19 protein-coding genes are annotated in these 21,207 nt (G+C 71.3%); 9 read left to right on the top strand and 10 right to left on the bottom strand.

The window, feature by feature from the left end:
- Positions 1-47: 47 nt before the first annotated feature.
- Positions 48-3,179 (bottom strand): beta strand repeat-containing protein, encoded by a 3,132-nt coding sequence (locus tag ACLJQZ_RS08315; protein WP_410619460.1) that lies wholly within the window; start codon positions 3,177-3,179, stop codon positions 48-50.
- Between the two features lie 227 nt (positions 3,180-3,406).
- Positions 3,407-4,336 carry a hypothetical protein gene (locus ACLJQZ_RS08310; RefSeq protein ID WP_410619459.1) on the bottom strand — a complete coding sequence of 310 codons (930 nt, stop codon included), beginning with the start codon at positions 4,334-4,336 and terminating at the stop codon, positions 3,407-3,409.
- A gap of 200 nt (positions 4,337-4,536) precedes the next feature.
- Between ACLJQZ_RS08310 and ACLJQZ_RS08305 the strand changes: the two genes are divergently transcribed.
- Genes ACLJQZ_RS08305 through ACLJQZ_RS08295 form a run of 3 tightly spaced genes read left to right on the top strand, consistent with a single transcriptional unit; the run spans position 4,537 to position 7,582 of the window.
- Positions 4,537-5,796 (top strand): AI-2E family transporter, encoded by a 1,260-nt coding sequence (locus tag ACLJQZ_RS08305; protein WP_410619458.1) that lies wholly within the window; start codon positions 4,537-4,539, stop codon positions 5,794-5,796.
- Positions 5,793-6,929: a MacS family sensor histidine kinase gene (gene macS, locus ACLJQZ_RS08300; protein ID WP_410619457.1), complete on the top strand. Its 1,137-nt coding sequence runs from the start codon at positions 5,793-5,795 to the stop codon at positions 6,927-6,929. The genes ACLJQZ_RS08305 and macS overlap by 4 nt, the downstream gene beginning before the upstream one ends.
- Complete coding sequence (locus ACLJQZ_RS08295; RefSeq protein ID WP_410619456.1) at positions 6,926-7,582, top strand: response regulator; 657 nt, start codon at positions 6,926-6,928, stop codon at positions 7,580-7,582. The genes macS and ACLJQZ_RS08295 overlap by 4 nt, the downstream gene beginning before the upstream one ends.
- On the opposite strand, the gene ACLJQZ_RS08290 is transcribed toward ACLJQZ_RS08295, so the two are convergent.
- Positions 7,583-8,605 (bottom strand): hypothetical protein, encoded by a 1,023-nt coding sequence (locus ACLJQZ_RS08290; protein WP_410619455.1) that lies wholly within the window; start codon positions 8,603-8,605, stop codon positions 7,583-7,585. It abuts the gene before it with no gap.
- Between the two features lie 96 nt (positions 8,606-8,701).
- On the opposite strand from ACLJQZ_RS08290, the gene ACLJQZ_RS08285 reads away from it, so the two are divergent.
- Positions 8,702-9,367, top strand: a complete 666-nt coding sequence (locus tag ACLJQZ_RS08285) for a DUF1707 domain-containing protein (protein ID WP_326945384.1) — start codon at positions 8,702-8,704, stop codon at positions 9,365-9,367.
- 74 nt (positions 9,368-9,441) lie between these two features.
- Here the strand turns inward: ACLJQZ_RS08285 and ACLJQZ_RS08280 are convergent, their stop codons facing one another.
- From ACLJQZ_RS08280 to ACLJQZ_RS08250, 7 genes are all read right to left on the bottom strand, one after another.
- Positions 9,442-10,833: an MFS transporter gene (locus ACLJQZ_RS08280; RefSeq protein WP_410619454.1), complete on the bottom strand. Its 1,392-nt coding sequence runs from the start codon at positions 10,831-10,833 to the stop codon at positions 9,442-9,444.
- 350 nt (positions 10,834-11,183) lie between these two features.
- Positions 11,184-12,854: a phosphoenolpyruvate--protein phosphotransferase gene (gene ptsP, locus ACLJQZ_RS08275; protein ID WP_410619453.1), complete on the bottom strand. Its 1,671-nt coding sequence runs from the start codon at positions 12,852-12,854 to the stop codon at positions 11,184-11,186.
- Positions 12,855-13,153: 299 nt separating this feature from the next.
- Positions 13,154-14,023: a ribokinase gene (locus ACLJQZ_RS08270; RefSeq protein WP_410619452.1), complete on the bottom strand. Its 870-nt coding sequence runs from the start codon at positions 14,021-14,023 to the stop codon at positions 13,154-13,156.
- A 258-nt stretch (positions 14,024-14,281) separates the two neighbouring features.
- A complete protein-coding gene (locus ACLJQZ_RS08265) occupies positions 14,282-15,427 on the bottom strand; it encodes a DUF6346 domain-containing protein (RefSeq protein WP_410619451.1) in 1,146 nt (381 codons plus the stop codon).
- 49 nt (positions 15,428-15,476) lie between these two features.
- On the bottom strand, positions 15,477-16,508 hold the full coding sequence (locus ACLJQZ_RS08260) for a hypothetical protein (RefSeq protein ID WP_410619450.1): 1,032 nt from the start codon (positions 16,506-16,508) through the stop codon (positions 15,477-15,479).
- The gene (locus tag ACLJQZ_RS08255; protein WP_410619449.1) at positions 16,501-16,839 is read right to left on the bottom strand and encodes a hypothetical protein; all 339 of its coding nucleotides are present in this window, start codon (positions 16,837-16,839) and stop codon (positions 16,501-16,503) included. The genes ACLJQZ_RS08260 and ACLJQZ_RS08255 overlap by 8 nt, the downstream gene beginning before the upstream one ends.
- Before the next feature lie 25 nt (positions 16,840-16,864).
- Positions 16,865-17,377 carry a YbaB/EbfC family nucleoid-associated protein gene (locus ACLJQZ_RS08250; protein WP_410619448.1) on the bottom strand — a complete coding sequence of 171 codons (513 nt, stop codon included), beginning with the start codon at positions 17,375-17,377 and terminating at the stop codon, positions 16,865-16,867.
- Between the two features lie 169 nt (positions 17,378-17,546).
- Between ACLJQZ_RS08250 and ACLJQZ_RS08245 the strand changes: the two genes are divergently transcribed.
- Genes ACLJQZ_RS08245 through ACLJQZ_RS08225 form a run of 5 tightly spaced genes read left to right on the top strand, consistent with a single transcriptional unit; the run spans position 17,547 to position 21,158 of the window.
- On the top strand, positions 17,547-17,927 hold the full coding sequence (locus tag ACLJQZ_RS08245; protein WP_410619447.1) for a hypothetical protein: 381 nt from the start codon (positions 17,547-17,549) through the stop codon (positions 17,925-17,927).
- A 60-nt stretch (positions 17,928-17,987) separates the two neighbouring features.
- The gene (locus ACLJQZ_RS08240) at positions 17,988-19,391 is read left to right on the top strand and encodes a hypothetical protein (RefSeq protein WP_410619446.1); all 1,404 of its coding nucleotides are present in this window, start codon (positions 17,988-17,990) and stop codon (positions 19,389-19,391) included.
- Positions 19,388-20,134, top strand: a complete 747-nt coding sequence (locus tag ACLJQZ_RS08235; RefSeq protein WP_410619445.1) for an ESX secretion-associated protein EspG — start codon at positions 19,388-19,390, stop codon at positions 20,132-20,134. Before ACLJQZ_RS08240 ends, ACLJQZ_RS08235 begins: the two co-directional genes overlap by 4 nt.
- Complete coding sequence (locus ACLJQZ_RS08230; RefSeq protein ID WP_410619444.1) at positions 20,131-20,541, top strand: hypothetical protein; 411 nt, start codon at positions 20,131-20,133, stop codon at positions 20,539-20,541. Before ACLJQZ_RS08235 ends, ACLJQZ_RS08230 begins: the two co-directional genes overlap by 4 nt.
- Positions 20,538-21,158 (top strand): DUF3558 domain-containing protein, encoded by a 621-nt coding sequence (locus ACLJQZ_RS08225; RefSeq protein ID WP_410619443.1) that lies wholly within the window; start codon positions 20,538-20,540, stop codon positions 21,156-21,158. The genes ACLJQZ_RS08230 and ACLJQZ_RS08225 overlap by 4 nt, the downstream gene beginning before the upstream one ends.
- Positions 21,159-21,207 lie beyond the last annotated feature (49 nt).

Raw genomic sequence — 21,207 nt, 5'->3', positions numbered from 1 at the left:
CTCCAGGGAGGGAGAGTCTATTCAGGTACTACTGGCGCGAATCAGAACTACTTGCGCTTGACGAAACCCAGCAGCTTCGAGAGGAAGCTGGTGGAGTCCAGGCCCGACATGGCCGGGACCTGCGCGGCCGGGGCCGCACCGTCGAGCACGGGCAGCTTCGCGTTGACCGGCAGCGCGGCCGGCGCGGCCGGCAGCGTCGTCGGGGCGGCGGGCAGCTGCGGGTTCGCCGGCAGGGCCGGGGTCACCGGGATCGCGACGGGCAGCGTCGGGACGCCGCCACCCACACCCGGCAGGGTCGGCAGCAGGCCGCCGCTCAGGGCCGGGACGTGCACCGGCAGGCCACCGGTCGGCAGGTCCGCACGCTCGGTGCTGTGCCCGGGCAGGGCACCACCCAGCGCGGAGAGGCTGCTCAGGCCGGGCAGGCCACCAGCGATCGGCAGACCCGGGGTCGGCAGGTGCGGCATCCCGGACGTCGGCAGGTCGGCGCGCTGGGTCGGGATGGCCGTCGGCAGCGCGGGCAGGCCCTGGGTGGGCAGCCCGGCGGTCGGCAGGCCACTGGCCAGCCCGGTCAGCGACGGCAGCTCGCCGGCGCCCAGCTCCGAACCCTCGACCGGGTTGGAGATCGGGTCCGCCGAGTCGACGGTGTCACCGTCGATGCTCGTCATGTCGGTGTAGTCGGCGGTCGCGTTGCCGATCAGCTCCAGGGGGACCCCGAAGATCTGCACCGGCACCACGAGGTCGTGGTAGAAGTTGTACCCCGACAGGCTCGACCCATCACCCTCGGTGACCGGCTCGCCGCCGTTCTCCGTGGTGAGGACGTTGTCACCGTTCGCGTGGGCCACGCCGCCCACGGCCACCGCGTCACCGAAGAACTGGGCGATCGCCGTCGCCGGGATGTCCAGGATGTCGCCGGCCAGCGCGCCTTCGACACCGGAGGTGGTGTCGTCGCCCGCGTCGGTCACCGTGGTGGTGTTCTGCCCGTTGCCGCTGGAGACGCCGCCGACGCTCACCGCGTCGCCGAAGATCTGCGCCACCGGCAGCGCGTCCACGCCCACGATGTCGCCGGCGATCGCGCCGCGGTCACCGTTGGTCGTGGCGTCACCGCCCGCGGAGGACATCGTGTCGCTCGTGCCGAGCCCGTGGCCCAGCGCCGCACCCGCGACACCGTCGCTGAACAGCTGCGCCGCACCCGCGACCGGAGCCTTGACGATGTTGCCGGCGATCGCGCCGTCCTGGCCGTCGGTGAGGGCGTCGCCACCCGCCGACGAGTCGGTGATGTTGTCGTTCTCACCGGTGCCGATGCCGCCGAGGGCGGCACCCGAGCCGGCGGCCAGCACCGGCAGGGAGACCGGGGCCTCGACGATGTTGCCGGCGCCCGCACCCGCGGGGCCGTTGGCCTTGACGTCGCCACCCGCGTTGGACGTCGTGTCGGTCGAGCCCTTGCCGTGGCCCTGGCCGATGAAGGCGCCACCGATGTTGGCGACCTGCACCGGGAGCGACGCCGGGACGGTGCCCAGGTTGGAGCTCAGGAAGCCGTTGTCGTCCTTGGTGCTGCCACCGCCGCCGCCGGAGACGACCTTGGTCTCCTCCGCGGTGCCGGTGCCCTGGCCGATGAACGAGCCACCCACGCCGAAGACCTCGGCGGGCACGGCCACCGGGACCTGGACGACGTTGCCCGAACCGGACGAGTCGTCACCCTGCGAGCCGTCGTACGCCCCGGCGGTGACCGTCTTGTCCTCGGTCGAGTGGCCGGATGCGTTGCCGATGTGGCTGGCGCCGATGCCGTAGACCTCGGGCGCGCCCGCGGCCTGGGTGTTGACGATGTTGCCGCCGAGGACGGCTTCGTTGCCCTTGGTGTAGGACCCGTTGCCCGCGTTGGCGTCGGTGGTGTTGTCGTGGCTGGCGTGCGAGTTGCCGATGTACGTGCCACCGATGCCGAACGCCTCGACCGGCAGCGCGACCGACGGGTTGATGACGTTGCCGCCCGCACCCGAGCCGTCGCCGGCCGTCTTGACGAAGCCGCCGGAGTCGACAGTGCTGGAGGAACTGCCGCCCTGGCCTTCGTCACCCGCACGCGCGCCACCGGTGGCGGCGTTGCCGATCCACGACGCCGCGACACCCGCCACGTTGGCGACCGGCGAGAGCGACACCGCGCCCGCGTTGCCGTCGAGGAACGAGTCGTTGCCGCTCGTCTCTTCGTAGGTCGGGATGCCCAGCGAGCCTTCGCGGGTGTCCCCGGCCTTGGCGTCGGCGGAGGAGTTCGACAGCGTGTCCGCGTCCGAACCCCACACGCCACCGGCGTTGCCGTTGAACTTGACCGGCAGGGCGATCGGCGCGCCGACCACGTTGCCCGAGCCCGAGCCACCGTCACCGGCGGACTTGATCGAGCCACCCGAGGTGGCGTCGCTGTCGGCGTCGTACTGGCTGTACGCGTTGCCGAGGAGGTACGACACGGCGTTGCCGGTCACCTGGACCGGGGTGGCGAACTGGCCGGCCACCACGTTGCCGGACAGGCCGGAGCCGGTGCCGTCGGTGTCGATGTCGCCGGTCTCGGTGGTGCTCTGGCTGGCCGAGCCGCCGTGCACCGCGCCACTGCCGCCCGCCACGCCGCCGGAGTTGCCGGCGATCTGGACCGGGAGCGCCCAGTCGAGGACGACGGCGTTGCCGGCGAGGCCGGACTTGGAGCCGTCGGTCGCGACGTCCTGGTTGTGGCTCCAGGTCTGCGAGTGGTCCGTGCCGTCGACGTTCGCGTCGCCGATGACGCCGACCGCGTTGTCCACGATCTGGATCGGCACGACGACGTCGCCGGCGACCTTGTTGCCCTTGAGGTTGCGGTTCCCCGGGGTGAAGGCGCCCGCGCCGTCGGCCTTGGTGGCACCGCCGAGGGTGCTCTGGCTGATCGGGCTCGCTTCGTCGAGCTGCTTGACGGCCTCGTTCGCGGCCTTGGTGACCGGCTTGGTGCTCAGCTCCGTCTGCCCGGCGGGCAGGTCCAGCTGGCCGAAGGGGGTGCCGACCGCGTTGTTGGCTTCCGAGATCGGAGCCGTCACGTTCAGGTCGAGCGGGGAGGCCGGGGAGTCGGGGTTGACGTTCTCGTCAGCCGAGGCGATGCCGGTGCCCAGCATCAGCAAACCACCCGTGACCAGCGCGGTCTGGAGGCCGCGCTTTGCCCACGTCTGCATGGGGTGTTTCTCCTTTATTTCGGGTTCCCTTACGGGCTTATGGGGGTGCGCTCGTCGAAGTCGAAATGGAGTCCGAGCAGCACCGGGAGGGGAAGGAACTTCTTGCGGGCGCGCTGAGACTTTTAAAGCGCGCGCACCGCTTGACGTGCCACGGGGATTCGTGCGGACGCTGCGCCGTCAGATGAAGACGGACTTGGGCGCGTCAGCTACCCGTGGAGGGAGGTGTTTCAGTCAGGAGTGACACCGGGCTGCGTGCCCGGGGTGCGCGGCGTGTGCCGCAGGCCGCCGCGGTAAGCGCTGGCGGCGGCATCGCTGACGGCCGAGGAGACCCACGAGGGGACGCCGAAGTTCAAGCCGTCGAGGTGACCACCGGGGGCAGAGCTGCCACCCGGGGCGGTGGGAACAGACGGTGCGGCCGGAAGCTGCACCGGGACCAGCGGCGACGACGGCAGATCACGGTGCGAGTCGCGGGACTCGCCCGCGGCACCGGTGACGTCGTTCTGCTGGACACCCGTCGGCATCGCGAGCGCTGCTCGCAACACGGCGGGGAGCTGGACGGCCGAGACGGCGACCGTGTCCGTGGCCTGACCGATTTCTTCGGTCACCGGCTCCTGCGGCTCGACCGGGGCGAGCCCCGGGAGCTGGGGGAGCGGAACCAGGTTGCCCTGGCCGGCCGGGTCGAGCAACTGAAGCACATCGTGCGCCGGCTCGGGGGTGAAGGTCTGTTCGAGGACCTCGCGGGTGTCCTGCGGCTTGCGGGCGATGTGCTCGACCGCGCCCAGGGTGCGGTGCGCCGGGCTGACGACGGCGTCCTCGGCCAGGTCCGAGACCGAGTCGCTGACGCGCTCGGAGACCTCGTGCTCGAGGGTGCGGGCGCACGGCTTGCTCCACGCCGTGGCGTCCTGGTGGCAGCTCGAAGCCGAGACGTCGGTCGCCGCGTTCGTCGCGCCTTCGTTCACGTCGCCGAGGCTGCCGGTGGCGGCCTCCGCGATCGGGGTGGCGCCCACCTCGACGGTGTCGGCGGACGCGGCGGCGCCGGAGACGAGCCACGCGGCGGCGGTGCCGGCGACGGCGCCACCGAGGACGAGCAGCGCACGCGACACGAGACGGCGCGAGCGCTTGGCGCCCTGCCCCTCGTTCGTCGCGGTGTTCGCCACTCGTCGTCTCCTGACGCACTCGACCCATTGCCACATAACGTTGCGGTAGCGACCTAACCAAACACACGGCGTGACGCGCACCCTCGAAACGACTTGATGCCCCCATCGTGTGAAGAACACACGGTGTATTTTGTTCTGACGATCAGTGATCACGGCTGGCAGTCCGGCGAATCGGACGTCCCAGCCAGTACGGTGTGGCGGTGAGCCACGCGCGAGGAGAAGACCCGTTCCTGCCGGAGCACGAGGACATCACGGGACTGATCCCCCGGGGGCTGCGCATCAGCGCGGCGCTCGCGTGGCGGTTCATCGTGATCGTCGCCGCGCTGTACGCGGTGGTGTGGGTGATCGGCTACCTCTCGGTGGTCGTCATCCCGCTGTCCATCGCCCTCTTGGTTTCCGCCCTGCTGGCGCCGGCGGTGCAGAAGCTGGTGGCGTTGAAGTTCCCGCGCGGGCTGGCGACCGCGATCGTGGTGATCGCCGGGCTGGCCGTGCTGGGCGGGCTGCTGACGTTCGTCATCACGCAGTTCTCCTCCGGGCTGCCCCAGCTGCAGCAGCAGCTGAACGCGAGCCTCGACCAGATCAAGAACTGGCTGCTGAACGGGCCGCCGCACCTGCGGCAGGAGCAGATCCAGGACTTCATCAACCAGGCGATCGGCTTCATCCAGAACAACCAGGCGTCCATCACCACGACGGCGCTGACGACGGCGAGCACCGTCGGCGAGATCCTCACCGGCTTCCTGCTGACGCTGTTCATCACGATCTTCTTCCTCAGCGGCGGCGACGGCATCTGGACGTTCCTGGTCCGCGTCGTGCCGGGCCGGGTCCGCAACCGGGTCGACGTCGCCGGGCGCCGCGGGTTCGCCTCCCTGGTCAGCTACGTCCGCGCGACGGCCGCGGTCGCCGTCGTCGACGCGGTCGGCATCGGCGTCGGCCTGTGGATCATGGGTGTGCCGCTCGTCATCCCGCTGGCGACGCTGGTCTTCATCGGCGCTTTCATCCCGATCATCGGCGCCGTGCTGACCGGTGGTGTCGCCGTGCTGATCGCGCTGGTGACGAACGGCCCCATCGGCGCGGTCATCGTGCTCGGCATCGTGATCGGCGTGATGCAGCTGGAGAGCCACATCCTGCAGCCGCTGCTGCTCGGGCGGGCGGTGAAGCTGCACCCGCTGGCCGTGGTCCTGGCCATCACCGCCGGCCTGGTCGCGGGCGGGATCGCCGGCGCGCTGCTGGCCGTGCCGCTGCTGGCCGTGCTGAACGCCGGCGTCCGGTCGCTGCTGCACGAGCGGAACCCGGACCCGGCCGAGGTCGACGTCCTCAAGGACCAGGCCGCGCAGCCGAACGACGCCGAACCCGGCACACCCGACGCGGAGGTGCCGACGATCGGTGAGGACGACGAAGAAGACGCAGAAAAGAACGCCCGCGCGGCGACGGCCGTGAACAAGGACGACAAGAAGGAATGACCACCGCGCGGACGCCGGACCCGATCACGCCGTTGTGGCGCGGCGTGAACGCGTTCCGCGTGCTCACCTGGGCGTTCGCCTGCGGCACGGTCGTCGTGCAGCACGAGCAGTACCGGCGTGAGTGGCTGGCCTGGACGCTGCTGGGCGCGATGGCGGCCTGGTCGGTCGTGATCAGCCTGCTGTACCTGCGCGAGCGGACGCGGCCGCCGTGGCTGGTCGTCGCCGACGTCGTGGTCGGCACCGGACTGCTGCTCACCTCGCCCTACGTCCTGAGCGACGCGCAGTTCGCGCTGAGCGTCCCGCTCATCACGACGGTCTGGGCGGCGGTGCCGCCGGTGGCCGCGGGCGCGCGGTTCGGCGCGGTCGGCGGCGTGCTCGCCGGCCTGGTCGTCGGGGTGGCGACCGGGCTCGCGCGCGAGAAGTTCGACCTCGACGTCGCGCGGGACGGCGTCCTGCTCGCCGCCGCCGGGCTGCTGGTCGGGATGGCGGCGACGCTGAGCCGGCAGGCCGCGACCCGCCTGGCGCAGGCGCTGCGGAAGGAAGCGGCGACCGCCGAACGCGAGCGGCTGGCCCGGTCGATCCACGACAGCGTGCTGCAGGTGCTGGCCCGCGTCCGCAAGCGCGGCAACGAGGTCGGCGGCGAGGCGGCCGAGCTGGCCCGGCTGGCGGGCGAGCAGGAGATCGCGCTGCGGTCGCTGGTGACGACGGAACCGCTGAAGCCGAGCGAGACCGGGACGACGAGCCTGCGCACGGCGTTGCAGTTGCTCGCGACGCCGTCGGTGCAGGTCTCGACCCCGGCCGACGACGTCGAGCTGCCCGCGCACGTCACGGACGAGCTCGTCGCCGTCACCAGGGAAGCGCTGGCCAACGTCGAGAAGCACGCGGGTGCGGGCGCGCACGCGTGGGTGCTGCTGGAGGACCTCGGCACCGAGGTGGTGGTGAGCGTCCGCGACGACGGACCGGGCATTCCGGACGGCGTTCTCGAGCGAGCGGCCGCGAACGGGCACCTCGGCGTGGTGGAATCCATCCGGGGCCGGGTGCGCGACCTCGGCGGGAGCGCGGCCCTCGACACCGGTCCCGGCCGGGGCACGGAGTGGGAGGTCAGGGTGCCGAGCACCAGGAGCGCGTCATGAGCGAACCACGGATTTCGGTGATGGTGGTCGACGACCACCCGATCTGGCGGGACGGGGTGGCCCGCGACCTCACCGAACACGGCTTCGACGTGCGGGCGACCGCCCCGGACGCCGACGCGGCGCTGCGGATCGCGCGGACCGTGCGGCCGGACGTCGTGCTGATGGACCTCAACCTCGGCACCACCTCCGGCGTCAACGCCACCCGCGAGATCACGGCGGCGCTGCCGTCGACGCGGGTGCTGGTGCTTTCGGCGAGCGGGGAACACAAGGACGTCCTCGAGGCGGTGAAGGCCGGCGCGTCCGGCTATCTGGTGAAGTCGGCGTCCGCGGCCGAGCTGGTGGACGCCGTCCGCCGGACCGCCGTCGGCGACCCGGTGTTCACCCCGGGCCTGGCCGGCCTGGTGCTCGGCGAGTACCGGCGGATGGCCGACGCCCCGGCCGAAGGGGCCGAGCCGCCGCGGCTGACCGAGCGCGAGACCGACGTCCTGCGCCTGGTCGCGAAGGGGCTCACCGCGCGCCAGATCGCCGAGCGGCTCGTGCTGTCGCACCGGACCGTCGAGAACCACGTGCAGTCGACGCTGCGGAAGCTGCAGCTGCACAACCGCGTCGAGCTGGCCCGGTACGCGATCGAGCACGGCCTCGACGAAGAGTAGTCACGGCAGGACGGTGATGCCGTCCCAGTCGCCCGCGGGCAGCGCGGCCTTGCCCAGCCGCCACATCGGCTCGCCCGGGTGCCAGGCGGCGAGGACGCCGTCGGCGAGCACCAGATCACCCGCGTCACTCCAGTCCATCCCGCCACCGTCGTTGAGGTGCTCGGTCACGAACGGCATCCCCGGCGCGTGTTCCCAGCTCAGCGAGTCCGGGCGGAGCAGCCAGATGTCACGCAGCTGCGTGTTGGTGGCCCGGTAGGAGTGGACGGCGAAGTCGGCGGCGAACACGGCGCCTTCGCGGGAGGGCACCACCGTGGGCGCGGGCCCGATCGTCGGCCTGCTGAGCTGCTTGCGGCTGTTGTCGCGCAGGTCGACCAGGGTGAGATCGGTCAGGCCGTCGAGCAGCATCCGGTCCCCGGCGACGGCGAGGATGCGCGGCGCCTGCTGCACCGTGCGGCCGGTCTCCGGCTCGATGAGCGCGTCCGTCGACTCGGCGCCGTCGGCGTTGATGGTGATCAGGAGGCCGTTCTTCGTCTCGGCGCGGACCTGGGTGTGGCAGCTGGCGGACTGGCCGTGGCCGATCTCGCCGCCGTCGAGCTGCACGTGCTGGAGCCGGCAGCTGTCCGGCGCGTCCTGCCGGATCACCCACACGCTCGCGCCGTCGACGCCGGGCGCCACCGACCAGGCGCGGCCGAGCGACCGCGGCGGGCTCGCCGGGCCCGAGTAACCGAAGACGTCGGACAGGTCGTTGTCGTGGTGGGCGGTCAGGACGGCGGACTGCCCGACGCGCACGACGCTCATCCCGGCACCACCGCCGGGGTAACCGGGCGGAGTGCCCGCGGGCCCGCGGTCGGCGTCGAAGAGGGTCGGGCCGGTGGTCGGGAGCAGCGCGGTGACGCCGATCCCGCCGGAGGCGGCCACGCCGCGGAGGCCCTCCGGCAGGGCAGCCGCGGAGGTCGGCGGCGCGCTGGTCGGCGCCGGAGCCGGCGGTGGGGCGGGCTCGTCGCCGGTGCACCCGGCCAGCACGAAGAGCGCCGCGCCGAGCGCGGCACCGCGAAGTACGGGTCCGTTCAGGGTTTTCCCCCGATCTCCCTGGAGGAATCCGGTTCTACCATCGTGGACATGGGCGAGGAAGAGACCACGACGGTACAGCCGGCTACCGAGACCAAGCCGTTGAGCGAGCGCGATCTTCGGGTGTCCGACGACGAGCGCGAGCACGTCGTCGGAGTGCTCCAGAAGGCCATCGGCCGCGGGATGATCGACCTGGACGAGTTCACCGAACGCACGGACCGCGCGCTCGCGTCGAAGACGCGGGGCGAGCTGAACACCGTGCTGGCCGACCTCGCCGGCCTCTACCACCCGGCCGCGGCCGGGGCGGCGGCCCCGTCGTACGCGCCCCCGGTGGGCTTCAGCGGCGGTTACGTGCCCGGTCAGCGATTCGAGCTCAACGCGAAGTACTCGTCCCTGCACCGCGGCGGCCCGTGGGTGGTGCCGTCGGAGATGGTCGTGCGGAACAAGTACGGCTCGACCAAGCTGGACTTCACCGAGGCCCAGGTCCAGTCGCCGGTGGTGCACATCGAGCTGGACGCCAAGTGGGGCTCGGTCGAGATCGTCATCCCCGAGCACGCGGCGGTCGACGTCAACGCGATCAGCGACGTCAAGTTCGGCTCGATGGAGGACAAGACCCACAGCAACGGCCGCATGGGCAACCCGCGGTACGTGCTGAGCGGCCGCGTCCACGGCGGTTCGCTGGTCATCCGCCACCCGCGACGCGGGCTCTTCGGCTAGCCCGGGGCCCCTCTGCCCCCGGCGTCAAGAAGGCCTCCCCTGCCCAGGCATCGGGCGGGGGAGGCCTTCGCCCGTTATACGGCGACCGGCTGAGCGGCGACCGGCTGGGCGGTCCGCAGGTGCCGGGCGACGAAGTAGACGAGGACGGCGAAGGCGACCGCGCTCAGCCCGGCGACGGCGTGGAGGCCGTCGGCTTCGTCGTGGGCGCGGACGATGGCGTTGCCCAGGGTCCCGACGGTCGCCATGCCGAGGGCGTAACCGAACTCGTTGGCGGTCTGGGCGAGCGACGCGGCGGCCCCGGCCCGGCGCGGCGGCACGGACCCGACGACGAGATCGGTCCCGAGCGTGACCATCGGCCCGACCCCCAGAGACGTCACCGCGAACCCGATCGCCGGCCACACGGGGTCGGCGCCGGCGAAGGCCAGCACGACCATGCCGAGCGCGGCGGTGACGACCCCGCCCGCGATGAGCGTGCCGGTCGGGACGCGCCGGGCCAGTACGGGAGCGACGAGGAAGCTGATGGTCGAGGTGACCATCCCGGGCAGCAGTCCGAGCGCCGCGGCGATGGGCGAAAAGTGCAGCGCGAGCTGGAAGAACTGCGCGACGAACAGCATCGTGGTGCCGCCGAGCATGCTGAACAGCAACATCCCGCCGAGCGCGGTGCGGAACGCCTTCCCGGCGAAGAGCCGCAGGTCGAGCAGCGGCTCGTCGAGCGTCCGCTGCCGTTTCACGAAGACGTACCCGACGGCGATCCCGGCGACCAGGGCCGCGACCGGCAGCGGGCGGACGCCGTCGCGAGCGAGCTCCTTGACGCCGTAGACGGCGGGCAGGATCGCGGCGAGCGACAGCGCGACACTGGGCAGGTCGAGGCGGCCGGCGGTCTCGTCGCGGTACTCGGGCAGCAGCTTCGGGCCGATGACCAGCAACAGGACCATGGCCGGGACGCCGAGCAGGAAGACCGAGCCCCACCAGAAGTGTTCGAGCAGAAATCCGCCGACCATCGGCCCGATGATCGCGCCGACGGAGAAGCACCCGGCCCAGATCCCGATCGCCGACGCGCGTTGCCGCGAGTCGGTGAACATCGTCCCGATGAGCGCGAGGGTCGAGGGAGCGAGCGTCGCCCCGGCGATCCCGAGCACGGCCCGGGCCCCGATGAGCATCGCGGCACTGGTGGAGAACGCGGCGACGACGGAGGCGAGCCCGAAGGCGGTGGCCCCGATGAGCAGCAGCTTCCGGCGTCCGATCCGGTCCCCGAGGGTCCCCATGGTGACCATGAACCCGGCGACCATGAAGCCGTAGGTGTCCATGATCCACAGCTGTTCGGTGCCATCGGCGTGCAGGCTGACGGCGAGTTTCGGCAGCGCGAGGAGGAGCACGAAGACGTCGAGCGAGACGAGCAGCGTGGGCAGCGCGAGCACGGCCAGCCCAACCCACTCCCGCCGCCCGGCCCGGGTACCTGTGGTCATGACCGTTACCTCCCGACTCGGCTTTCTCCTTCACCTACGCGTCGAGCGGGCCGGGCCGGAATCGACACTTCTTCTTTCTTCTTTTCGTCCGAACGCCGTGAAGGCCACCTCGGACCGGGTCCGAAGTGACCTTCACGGGACGTCGTTGTCCACACCCCTCGAACGTTGTGGACAACTCCGCGTCCCAGGTTCGCACAAACCCGGACCGTCGGTGATGACCGATAGACTGAGCGTGGGGCTGCCCCCCTGGGGAGGGTGGGGGGCGCGTCGGGAGGTTGAGTTCGCGCCGTTCTCCGGGGATCCGCCTCGGTGCCCAGCCTCACGACCGGGCACCGACGGCCGATCGCAGGTCAGGTGCGGGTGGCTGCTCGCGCCGCCGTCGGGTTCGATGTCGCCAGGGCCGCTTCCGCCAACGCCTCGCACTCCGCCAGCGTCACGCTCGCCAGGCCGGCGCCCACCGTGCGGACCGCCGGGGCGTTCATCGAGAGGCTCGTCAGGCCGAGGCCCGCCAGGACCAGCGCCAGCCGGGGGTCGGCCGCCGCTTCGCCGCAGACGCCCGCCGGTTTGCCCGTGGCCTTGGCCGCGTCGCCGATCAGCTTGAGCAGGCGCAGCAGCGCCGGCTGCCACGGGTCGTTCAGCTTCGCGACCGCGCCCAGCTGGCGGTCCGCCGCGAACGTGTACTGCGCCAGGTCGTTCGTGCCGACGGAGACGAAGTCGACGACCTCGAGGATTTCGCGGGCGCTCAGCGCCGCCGCCGGGATTTCGATCATCACGCCGGCCCGGGCGATCCCCGCGGCGCGGACGCGGTCGGCGAACCAGGCGGCCTCCTCGACCGTCGCGACCATCGGAGCCATCACCGAGACCTCGGCGCCCGAATCCGCCGCGGCACCCGCGATCGCTTCGAGCTGGCGGTCCAGGATCTCCGGGCGGTCGAACGCCACGCGCAGCCCGCGCACCCCGAGCGCCGGGTTCGGCTCGGCCTCCGGGGACAGGAAGGCGAGCGGCTTGTCGGCGCCCGCGTCCAAGGTCCGGACGATCACGGGCTTGCCGCGGAACGGCGACAGCACCGCGGTGTAGGCCGCGCGCTGGTCGGCCACCGACGGCTCGGCCGGTGCGTCCAGGTAGCAGAACTCGGTGCGGAACAGGCCGACACCCTCGGCGCCCGCGTCCGCCGCGGCCTGCGCGTCGGCCGGGGAGCCGACGTTGCCGTAGACCTTCACGCGGTGGCCGTCGGACGTCGCGCCGGTGCCGTTCCAGTCGGCCAGCTGCGCCACCGTCGCGGTGACGACCGGGGCCGCGGGGTCGGCGACCTCGACGGCACCCGTGTCGCCGTCGACCGCAAGCGCTTGCGCGTCCAGCGCCAGCAGGCCGCGGACCGCGACGACGGCCGGGATGCCGAGCGCGCGGGCCAGGATCGCGGTGTGGCTGGTCGGGCCGCCCTCTTCGGTGACCAGGGCGAGCACCTTCGCCGGGTCGAGACCGGCGGTGTCGGCGGGCGCGAGGTCGCGGGCGACCAGCACGCTCGGGGTCGCCAGCTCGGGCACCCCGGGCGGCGCGATGCCGAGCAGCTCGGCGATCAGCCGGTCACGCACGTCGCGGACGTCGCGGACGCGCTCCGCCATGTACCCGCCCGCGGCGGCCAGCGCCTCGGCGAAGCCCTCGGCGGACTGGTAGACGGCGCGCGTGGCGGGCAGTCCCTGGGTCTTGACCAGCTGTTCCGCCTGCGAGGCGAGCGCCGGGTCGGCGGCCATCGCGGCGGTCGTGATCAGGATCGTCGCCGCTTCGCCGGACGCCGTCTCGGCCTGTTTCTCCAGACGCGCGGCCACGGCTTCGGCGGCGGGCACGATCCGGGCGGCCTCGGCGGCCGGATCGGCCGGGGCCGGGGTGGCGGCGGGCTCACCCAGCGGCTCCGCGACGCGAACGACGGGACCACTCGCGCGGCCGGGGCTGACGGCGACCCCGGACAAAGGCCCCGCCGACGTGCGTCCCTCAGCGGAGGCGGCATCAAGCTCAGACGACATGGTCTAGACCATAGCTCAGATAGACGTGGATATCTCGTGGTGGCGGGCACAAGCCGCGCCGGCGTACCTGATCGAGCACCGGCCGGACCTCCTCGTGCCACCAGGCTTCGGCCAGTTCGCCGCGGCTGGACACCGGCCGTCCGGCCAGCATACGGCGGAATTCCCAGGCCTCGGCCGAGTCGGCGAGCCGGAACCAGTCGGCCGGATCGTCGAGCCACAGGCCGAAGCGGCTTCGTCGATCTCGAACTGCCTGCCGAGCGCCTTCAGCGTCTCGTCGAGTGGCACGAGCGTCCGGACGATCATTCCCCCAGGTCAGCGGCCGTCGGGTAGGACGGCTGCGCGCCGTGCCGGGTCACGCTGAACGCCGCCACCCGCACCGCGTGCTTCGCCGCGGAGACCAGGTCGGCGCCGTCGGCGAGGGACGCCGCGAGCGCGCCGGCGAAGGCGTCCCCGGCCCCGGTGCTGTCGACGGCTTCGACCTTCGGCGACGCGACTTCGGTGGTGGAACCGGCTTCGACGACGACCGCGCCGGCCGCGCCGAGCGTGACGACGGCGGCGCGCGGCCCGAAGTCGAGGAGCTTCCGGAAGTCCGCGTCCGGCCCGGTCAACCAGGCGGCTTCGTGCTCGTTGACCAGCAGGACGTCCAGCTTGGCCAGCGTCCCGGCGGAGAGCTTCGCCGCCGGCGACAGGTTCAGCAGGACCTTGACGCCCTGTTCGGCGGCCTTCGCGACGGCGTGCTCGACGGTCGGCAGCGGCACCTCGAGCGAGGCGACCATGACCCGCACCCCGTCGAAGACGGCCTCGACGTCGGCCGGTTCGAGGCTCGAGTTGGCACCCGGGGAGACCAGGATCGAGTTCTCGCCGTCCGGGGTGACGGTGATGTAGGCGATGCCGGTCGGCCGGTCGCTGGTCCGGACCAGCCCGGTGTCGACGCCCGCCGCGCGGAGCGAACCGAGCAGCAGCCGGCCGTAGGTGTCGTCGCCGACGGCGCCGAGCAGCGCGACGTCCGCCCCGAGCCGCCCCGCCGCGACCGCCGTGTTGGCGCCCTTGCCGCCGGGGGAGAGCACGGTGTCCCCGCCCAGCACGGTCTCACCCCCACCCGGCCGCCGATCCACCGCGACGACGAGGTCGGCGTTGGCGGATCCCACCACGAGCACGTCGGAGTTCATCTCCGTACTTTGCCACGAAACGCCGTCCGACCAGGTCATCAGGGTCGCCGCGGAAGAAAGTGAAGGTTTTTGTAACTTATCCGGGGCTGGGTGCGACAATCATGCGAGCAGCGGATGTCTGTCACTCGTTCGGGGGATGCATGTCCCCCGGACGTCACTTCACAGACCGGCTCCGCTCTCTTGGAGCGTCATCGCGGAGACGTGATGACGTTGCCCGACCGGCGCGAGCCGGGCAGGGCATCGGGTCGCCGGCGCCGATCACGTAGCCCCCCGAGTGATCGGCGTCGGCGGCGCCCCCGCCGCCACGCCCGCGGCGTACTCCCGGAAGAGATCCGGCCGGAAGACGGCCATCGCCGCCCGCACCTGACCGATCGCGGCGTCGCTGAACGCCTCGGGCACCCGAACGGTCCGGGGCTCCCCGGGCAGCCGGTACACGCCGAGTTTCGCCCCGATCTGCCAGAACCGGCGGAGTTCGGGATGCCGGTCCGGCGCCTCCGGATCGACGGGGAGCAGATCGACCACGCGCAGAGTCAGCTCGTCGTGGGTGACCGTGAGGACCCGGACCTCGGCCAAGTCCGGCCAGGCGAGTGTGAAGTGCTCCTCGCGCCGGCGACGCTTCCAGCTGATTCCTTCAGCCGAAATGGTCAGTTGTGCGGAGTAGGAGCTCTTCCGGTACCAGCGCGGTGTGCAGCAGATCAACCAGACCGGCGCGGCGAACCCGAACCCCGCGAGGGTGAGGAGCGCTCTGCGGCTTTCAGGATCATCGAGCGGCAGCGCGAGCGCGGCGATCACGCCCCCCACCGCCACCAAGGCACCGGCGGTGCGCCAGTACCTCCGCGGAGACCACTCGGCGGGCGAAATCACCGACGCACCACTGTCGGGACTGCCGGCAGCCGGCGGGTTCGGCACCCGGACCGGCTCCGTGAGCCGGACATCGGCCGGGTGGTGCACGACCGGACGCCGCAGCCGCCTGAAGCGTCGACGTTCCGCCCAGCACAAAAAGACGAGAAGCAAGACCACCAGAGCCGGCACCCACGACGGCATCTTCCACTTCACGACATCACGGTGGAAATCCGTCTTCCGGCCCACGACGGGAACGGCCTTCCCGAAGTCGTCCGGCGTCAGCTCGTCCAGGCTGAACCGCACGGACCTGGTCGCGTCACCCACGGGAGTCACGTCGGCCACGCAGATCCAGTAGAACCCGATACCTCCGCGGCTGATCGGCCCGAGCCGCTCACACGACTTGACGCGCGCGAGAGCGACGGGCGTGCCGCCGCGGTCCGGACCGTGGCTCGCGGTCACCCACGCCACCCCCGTCCACGACCCCACCACGAACAGCACGGCGAGAACCGCGATGACGACGCTTCGCACCCACTGCGGTCGGCCGACCGTGGGAATGGTCATGCGACGGCCTTCCGGGTCCTGAACTCTTCCGATGTCGAGGGCACGGCGACTAGATCGACCCGGAGATCCGCTGAGCGCCCGGCTGCCCGGAAAACGGCCGGCCGTCGTCGGCGGTGACCGGGCCGGAGCGAGGCACCTTGTCGACCGGATAAGCGGTCGAGTGGTCTTCCGGGACGATCGACGTCGCGTCACGGTCGTGCTGCGACTCCCCGGCGGATTGACCAGGTCCGGTGGCCAGCTGCTCGAACGCCTTCATGCCGGTTTCCCGTGCTGCCGCTTTCGCGAAGCCGTCGAACATTTCCTTGCCCGCGGTTCCGACGGCGGAGACCACCCTGCGAAAGAAGTCGCCGAGCGCGCCGAGAAACTCTTTCGCCCGCGAGAAAGCTCGCGCGAGCCGGCTGCACTCCTCGACCATCTTCCCGCCCTGCTTCACCGCGAACGGCACGCCTTCCGCGGCCAGCGCGGCGGGATACCCGGGCGGCGGGTAGCGGAGCAGGATCATGACGACCTTCGCGAGCGTGTCGGTGATGAGGTCACGGATCAACGTGCGGACCACGTCGAGGATCGTTTTGCAGATCCCGATGACCTGCGCCACCTTCGTCGCCGCGTCCGACAGCGCCGCGTACGCGTCCAGCTGCTGCTGGACGTAAACCCGGTACTGGTCGGCGACCTTGCCCTTCCAGTCGAGGCAGTTCTTCCGCACTTCGGCGGTCAGTTCCTCGGCGGTCTTCTGGACGTGCTCGCCGATCGTCTCCCACTTCTTGCCTTCGAGATCCAGGGCGTCCTGGTCACCGGTGACCCAGTCGAGTGGTTCCTTCAAGAAGTCGACGTGCTCGATCACCCAGCCGAAACCCCAGCTCACCAGCGTCTCCAGCGGGTTCCCGTCCTTGACCAGGTCCATGGCGCCGAGGCCGGCGTTCGCCAGGCTGAACAGGCCTTCGGTCCAGTCGCCGTGCAGGATCTTCTCGAAGCCGCCGTAGTAGTCCTGCAGGGCTCCGGCCCCTTCGAGGAGGCTGTCAGCGTGGTATTTCTCGGAATCCGTCTCACGCTTGGCTTCCGCCATGAGCGGGTTTTCAGCCACGGCTGACCTCCGAGGCCCGGTTCACCAGTGCCGACGCCGATTCTTCGTCGACCCGGCGTGCCTTCGCCCAGGCCTGCACCGCCTGTACGTGGTAGTCGGCTCCGGCGACCACCGACTCGAGCGTGTCCGTCGCCTGCCCCGCCAGATGCCCGCACCAGGTGCTGAGCTGGCACAGCCGGCCGATCAGCCCGAACGCGTCCGGGCCGATCGGGTCGTCACGGCTGAGGGCCAACGCCTGCTTGAGGACGTCGAACGTCGCTTCCATCTGCTTGGCGTGCTCGTCGATCGCCTCGGGGTTCTCGTCGAACCCGGGGCCAGTTTGTCCGGCCACGTCTACCTTCCCCCTCTTCCTGCGCTCAGCGCAGGTAGTCGCCGTCGCCGAAGTAGTCGTCGTCCACGCCGTCGTTCGCCGGCGGGCGGACCGCGGGCGGAGCCGGCTTCGGTGGTTCTTCTTCGGCGATGAAGCGGGAACCGTCGTCGGTGCGAACTCCGTAACCGCCGCCACCTTCGACGAAGCCGCCGGGCTCGGGTTCGGGGTACTCGCGGTGCAACTGGCCGACCAGCTCGTTCATCGTCTCGGTGCCCGCGATCGAAGGCACGCCGGACTCGACCGCGGCGGCGAGCCTGCTCTGCGCGACCTGGACGGTCCGGAGGATCTCTCCGGCCAGATCCGGCTTGTCGCGGACCGCGTGGCCGATCTCGAGGCCGACGAGGTTGCCGAGGTGGTTGACCTTGACGGCGATCTGGCCGTCTTTGCTGCGCTCGGCGACGGAGACCGTCGCCATCTCGGCGCGCATCCGGTCGGCCTTCTGTTGCGCCTGCGCCATCTTGGCCTCGAAGGTCGCGAAAAGCTGCTCAGGGCTCGTCACGCGAACCTCCCCGTTCACGTCAGTAACCGTACGGCGACCGAGTGTGGCATATGGCACCGACAGTCGCGGGCGGTTCCGCTTTTTGTGACGAACGCCCCGTGGCTTTCCCTACCCGAGTGGGCGGTCAACCGGATGTTTGCGCTGCTCAGCGCGTCCTAGCGTCGGCGTCATGAGCATTTCCGACTGGAAGCGGACGATCTACGCCCTCCTCGCGCTCCCCGCGTACCTGGGCGGCCCCGAAACGCGGCGACGGCTGGCCCGGCGGTTGCTGGGCGCCGAGCTTCGGCGGGGAGGTGTCGGCGCCAGTGCCGCGGCGTTCCCGGTCGCGCTGCTGGTCTGGTACCTCGTCGGGCGGATCGCGACCTACGGGCTCTTCTGGAGCGACGCCGACGCGGCCGGGTCTTGGGGCGGGCCCTCGCTGGCCGGGGCCTGGATCGTGCACTTCTTCTGCGCGCTGGGCATGGCCGTTCCGTGCATGTGGCTGCTGCGGCCGCTGACGCGGTGGCAGACCCGGGTCCCCGACCAGGTCGATTCCTCCCACCAGCTGTAACCGGTGCGCTATCGTGCGTAACGCAAGAGGGGAGATCGAACGCGAGGGGAGCGCAGTTCGGTGGGGTTGTTCGGCGACATGCTCGACGCTGCCAAGCACGTCGGGTCGGAGATCGCGCACACCGTCGAGTCGGGGGCCGAGGGTCTCGGCAAGGTCCTGAACGGGGCCGGCATCGGCATGCTCGCGGGCGGTCCGCTCGGCGCGGTCGCGGGTGGCTACATCGCTTCACAGACCGGCACGGGCGCGGACAACCCGCAGGCCGCCGGGTTGTCACCCGGGCAGCTGGTGCAGGCCGTGCTGACCGGGCCCGGCACCGAGTCGCTGCAGAGCGTGCACCGGGCCGGCGTGGACCAGTCGAAGTACCAGCTGCAGCTGGAGCAGGGGACGCGCGAGCTGACGTCCGGCCTCGAATCCGCATGGACCGGCGGCGCCGCGGACGCGGCACGGGAGCGGCTCCAGCCGCTGACGGCGTCGGCGACCTCGGCGTCGGCGACGCTGGACCGCAACTCGACGCTGTCCCAGACGCAGATCGACCAGTTCCACCAGCTGAAGAACTCGCTGCACCCGGACGTCACCGACCAGCCGCCGACGCGCAGCGCCTGGGACGTCGCGACGCCGTGGGACACCGACACCGAAGACAAGATCAACCAGTACAACCAGAAGGCCCAGGAGAACGTCGAGCGGTACACCTCGTACTCGCAGCAGTCCAGCACGAACACCGCGGGCCGGACGATCGACTACGGCCAGCTGCGCGAGTACACCGGCGGCGAATTCGAGGTCAAGGACCCGAAGGACCCGGTCGAGCCGCCCGCCAAGCGCCCCCGCGTCGGGGGTGGCGACGACGACCACCGGCCGATCGGCGCGCAGGTCCAGCCGCCGGCGGTCCACCCGCCGGGCGTGCAGCCACCAGCCGTCCAGCCGCCGCCTCCCGGTCAGGTCACGCCGCCGGGTCAGGTCGTGCCGCCGGGCTCGCACCCGCAGGTACCGGGCGTGGACGACAACGTCCGGGCGCAGGGTTACGTCCCGCCGTCGACGCAGTTCCCGCCGGGCTACCAACCTTCTTCGCCCTCTTCGCCCTCTTCACCCGGCAGCGGGTTCGGCCCGGGCTTCGACCCCGGTGGTGGCGGTTTCGGGCCCGGCGGTGGCTTCGGCCCAGGCGGCAGCGGCGGGTTCGGCCCGGGCTCGTCGCCGGGAACGGGCAGCGCCACCGGCGCCCGTGCTCCCGGCGCGTCCACCGGCGCGGGGCTTCCCGGCGAAGGACGTCCGGGCGCGGCCGGCGGGATCCGCGGCGGCGCGGCGGGCAAGCCGGGCTCGCCGGGGATGGGCGGCATGGGCCAGGGAGCCAAGGGCGGCAAGACCGAGGACGAAGAGCACCAGCGGGCGTCGTACCTGGTGGAAGCCGACCCGGAGAGCATCTTCGGGGCGTCCGACGAAAGGACCGTGCCCCCGGTGATCGGGCTGTGACGGTGCTTTACCTGCCCAAGTCCGCGCTGCTGACGGCCTGGGAGTGGGAGCGGCACGGCCCGCCCCCGGCGGTCCTCGGCCCGGACAACCTCTGGCTCGGCGACGAGACCCGCAAGCGGCTCGACGAGAAGGTGCTCGACGTCCTCGCGTCGCTTCGCCTCGCCACCGGCGGCACGCTGACACGCGAGTTCCGCGACGTCCTGCGCGTCCTGGCGCGCGGACCGCGGCAGTTCACGGCGTGGCTGGGCGACATCGAAGCGGACGAGTCGGGCACGGTCCTGGTCTCGGCCGACGGCCCGCGCGCGTTCCGGCTGATCCGGAAGGACGACACGATCCGGATCGACGCCGTGGAGGCGTCGCGGATCGCCGAGTCGCTGGTGGACGTGCTGCCGCCGGTCCCGCCCGCCCGGATCGAGCGGGTGGCGATCCCGGAGTCGCGGTTCTCGGGCCGCGAAGAGTCGTACGACCTCGCCGACCCGACGTCCGACGCCGCCCGTGACCCACTGCCGTGGGCCCGCCGGCTGATGGCGGCGAAGCGGACGGGGCTGCACCAGTGCTACGCGGTCAACGGCGGTTCCCGCAGCGCCCCGATCACGGCGGTGGACGCGGCTGGAGTCGGGCGGGTGCTGACGTACGCGTTCCCGGCGCGTGAACGGATGGTCAGCATCCAGCCGGGCACCCGCGCGGCACTGGTCGACGTGCTGTACGCGACGCTCAACGGACTGGGAGAAGGAGCGCGATGACGGCGCCAGGAGGAGCGATCTTCAGCGGCATCGGCTTCTGGGCGACCGATATGCCCAGCGGGGCTTCGCGGCCGGCCGGTGGGCAGGGGTTCGCGATGAGCAGCTCGGAGATGCGGGCAATGCTCAAGAAGGCCGAAGACCAGCGGCAAACAATCGGCGTTCAGCTCAGGTCCAACGAGTGGATCACCAAGGCAGTACCGCCTGCGGATGAGCCAGTGAGCAACGCCGCGGTCAACGGGCCGAACGGTATCAACGAAACCGGGAGCTACTACCTCGGCCACTTGCGCTACCAGTACGACTACTACACGGAGCTGATTCGGAGAATGGAACAAGCGCTCGGAATCACCGAGACGGCGGACCAGCAGGCTGCCGACTCGACCAAGCAGACAGGCGGTTCGGTCGAATGAAACGGCTCAGCCTGCCCATTGCCGCCAGCATCACGGTCGGGATGGTCCTCCTGGCAGCTTGCACTGGCGGCAACAAGACTCCAGGGAGCGCCACGCCGGCACCTTCCACCGAAGCCGGCTTGCCCAACAGCGGCGCCCCCAAGGTGGACAACCCGTTGCCGGAAAACGTGTTGGACGGCAGTCCCTGCGACACCGCACTCACAAAAGAGCAGCTCAACGGCTTCTTGGGGAGGACATCCGCACCCAAGGAAAAAACCGAAGTCTTGGGGCCGTCCTGCGACTGGGCAAGTGAGTCCGGCAGCGGAGCCGGCATCCTCGTCGGTTACGAGACCAAGACCGGCCAAGGACTCAGCCTCACCTACAAGAACGTCAAACCCAAAGCGTCTCGGTGGGTCGACGACTTGGAACCCGTCCAGGGCTATCCCGCAGTGGGCTACGTGGACGTGGGGACTTCGGACAACCGGACCTGCGTGATCACGGTCGGCGTCTCGGATGACCTCGCCTACTCGGTGTCGTTGACGCTAGGGGACAAAGCCACGGCAGCAGGCAAAGACGCGTGCGATCTCGGGCGCGGCGTCGCCGACACGGTGCTGACCAACCTCAAGGCGAAGGCCTGAGCTGCACCTTTCCGTAACCTTCGCCGCCGCGTTGGTTCGGGACTTGTTG

Origin of the sequence: Amycolatopsis sp. cmx-8-4, assembly GCF_046548675.1 — a bacterium.
Lineage (GTDB): Bacteria > Actinomycetota > Actinomycetes > Mycobacteriales > Pseudonocardiaceae > Amycolatopsis.
The sequence above is the reverse complement of the archived record's forward strand: the minus strand, read 5'-3'. Positions and strand labels throughout refer to the sequence as shown.

What these genes read in the sequence shown, in the direction of transcription:
- ACLJQZ_RS08295 (WP_410619456.1), top strand. Translation starts at nt 6,926, where the DNA reads ATGAGCGAACCACGGATTTCGGTGATGGTGGTCGACGACCACCCGATC.
- ACLJQZ_RS08245 (WP_410619447.1), top strand. Translation starts at nt 17,547, where the DNA reads ATGAGCATTTCCGACTGGAAGCGGACGATCTACGCCCTCCTCGCGCTC.
- macS (WP_410619457.1), top strand. Translation starts at nt 5,793, where the DNA reads ATGACCACCGCGCGGACGCCGGACCCGATCACGCCGTTGTGGCGCGGC.
- ACLJQZ_RS08285 (WP_326945384.1), top strand. Translation starts at nt 8,702, where the DNA reads ATGGGCGAGGAAGAGACCACGACGGTACAGCCGGCTACCGAGACCAAG.
- ACLJQZ_RS08315 (WP_410619460.1), bottom strand. Translation starts at nt 3,179, where the DNA reads ATGCAGACGTGGGCAAAGCGCGGCCTCCAGACCGCGCTGGTCACGGGT.
- ACLJQZ_RS08280 (WP_410619454.1), bottom strand. Translation starts at nt 10,833, where the DNA reads ATGACCACAGGTACCCGGGCCGGGCGGCGGGAGTGGGTTGGGCTGGCC.
- ACLJQZ_RS08230 (WP_410619444.1), top strand. Translation starts at nt 20,131, where the DNA reads ATGACGGCGCCAGGAGGAGCGATCTTCAGCGGCATCGGCTTCTGGGCG.
- ACLJQZ_RS08270 (WP_410619452.1), bottom strand. Translation starts at nt 14,023, where the DNA reads ATGAACTCCGACGTGCTCGTGGTGGGATCCGCCAACGCCGACCTCGTC.
- ptsP (WP_410619453.1), bottom strand. Translation starts at nt 12,854, where the DNA reads ATGTCGTCTGAGCTTGATGCCGCCTCCGCTGAGGGACGCACGTCGGCG.
- ACLJQZ_RS08265 (WP_410619451.1), bottom strand. Translation starts at nt 15,427, where the DNA reads ATGACCATTCCCACGGTCGGCCGACCGCAGTGGGTGCGAAGCGTCGTC.
- ACLJQZ_RS08225 (WP_410619443.1), top strand. Translation starts at nt 20,538, where the DNA reads ATGAAACGGCTCAGCCTGCCCATTGCCGCCAGCATCACGGTCGGGATG.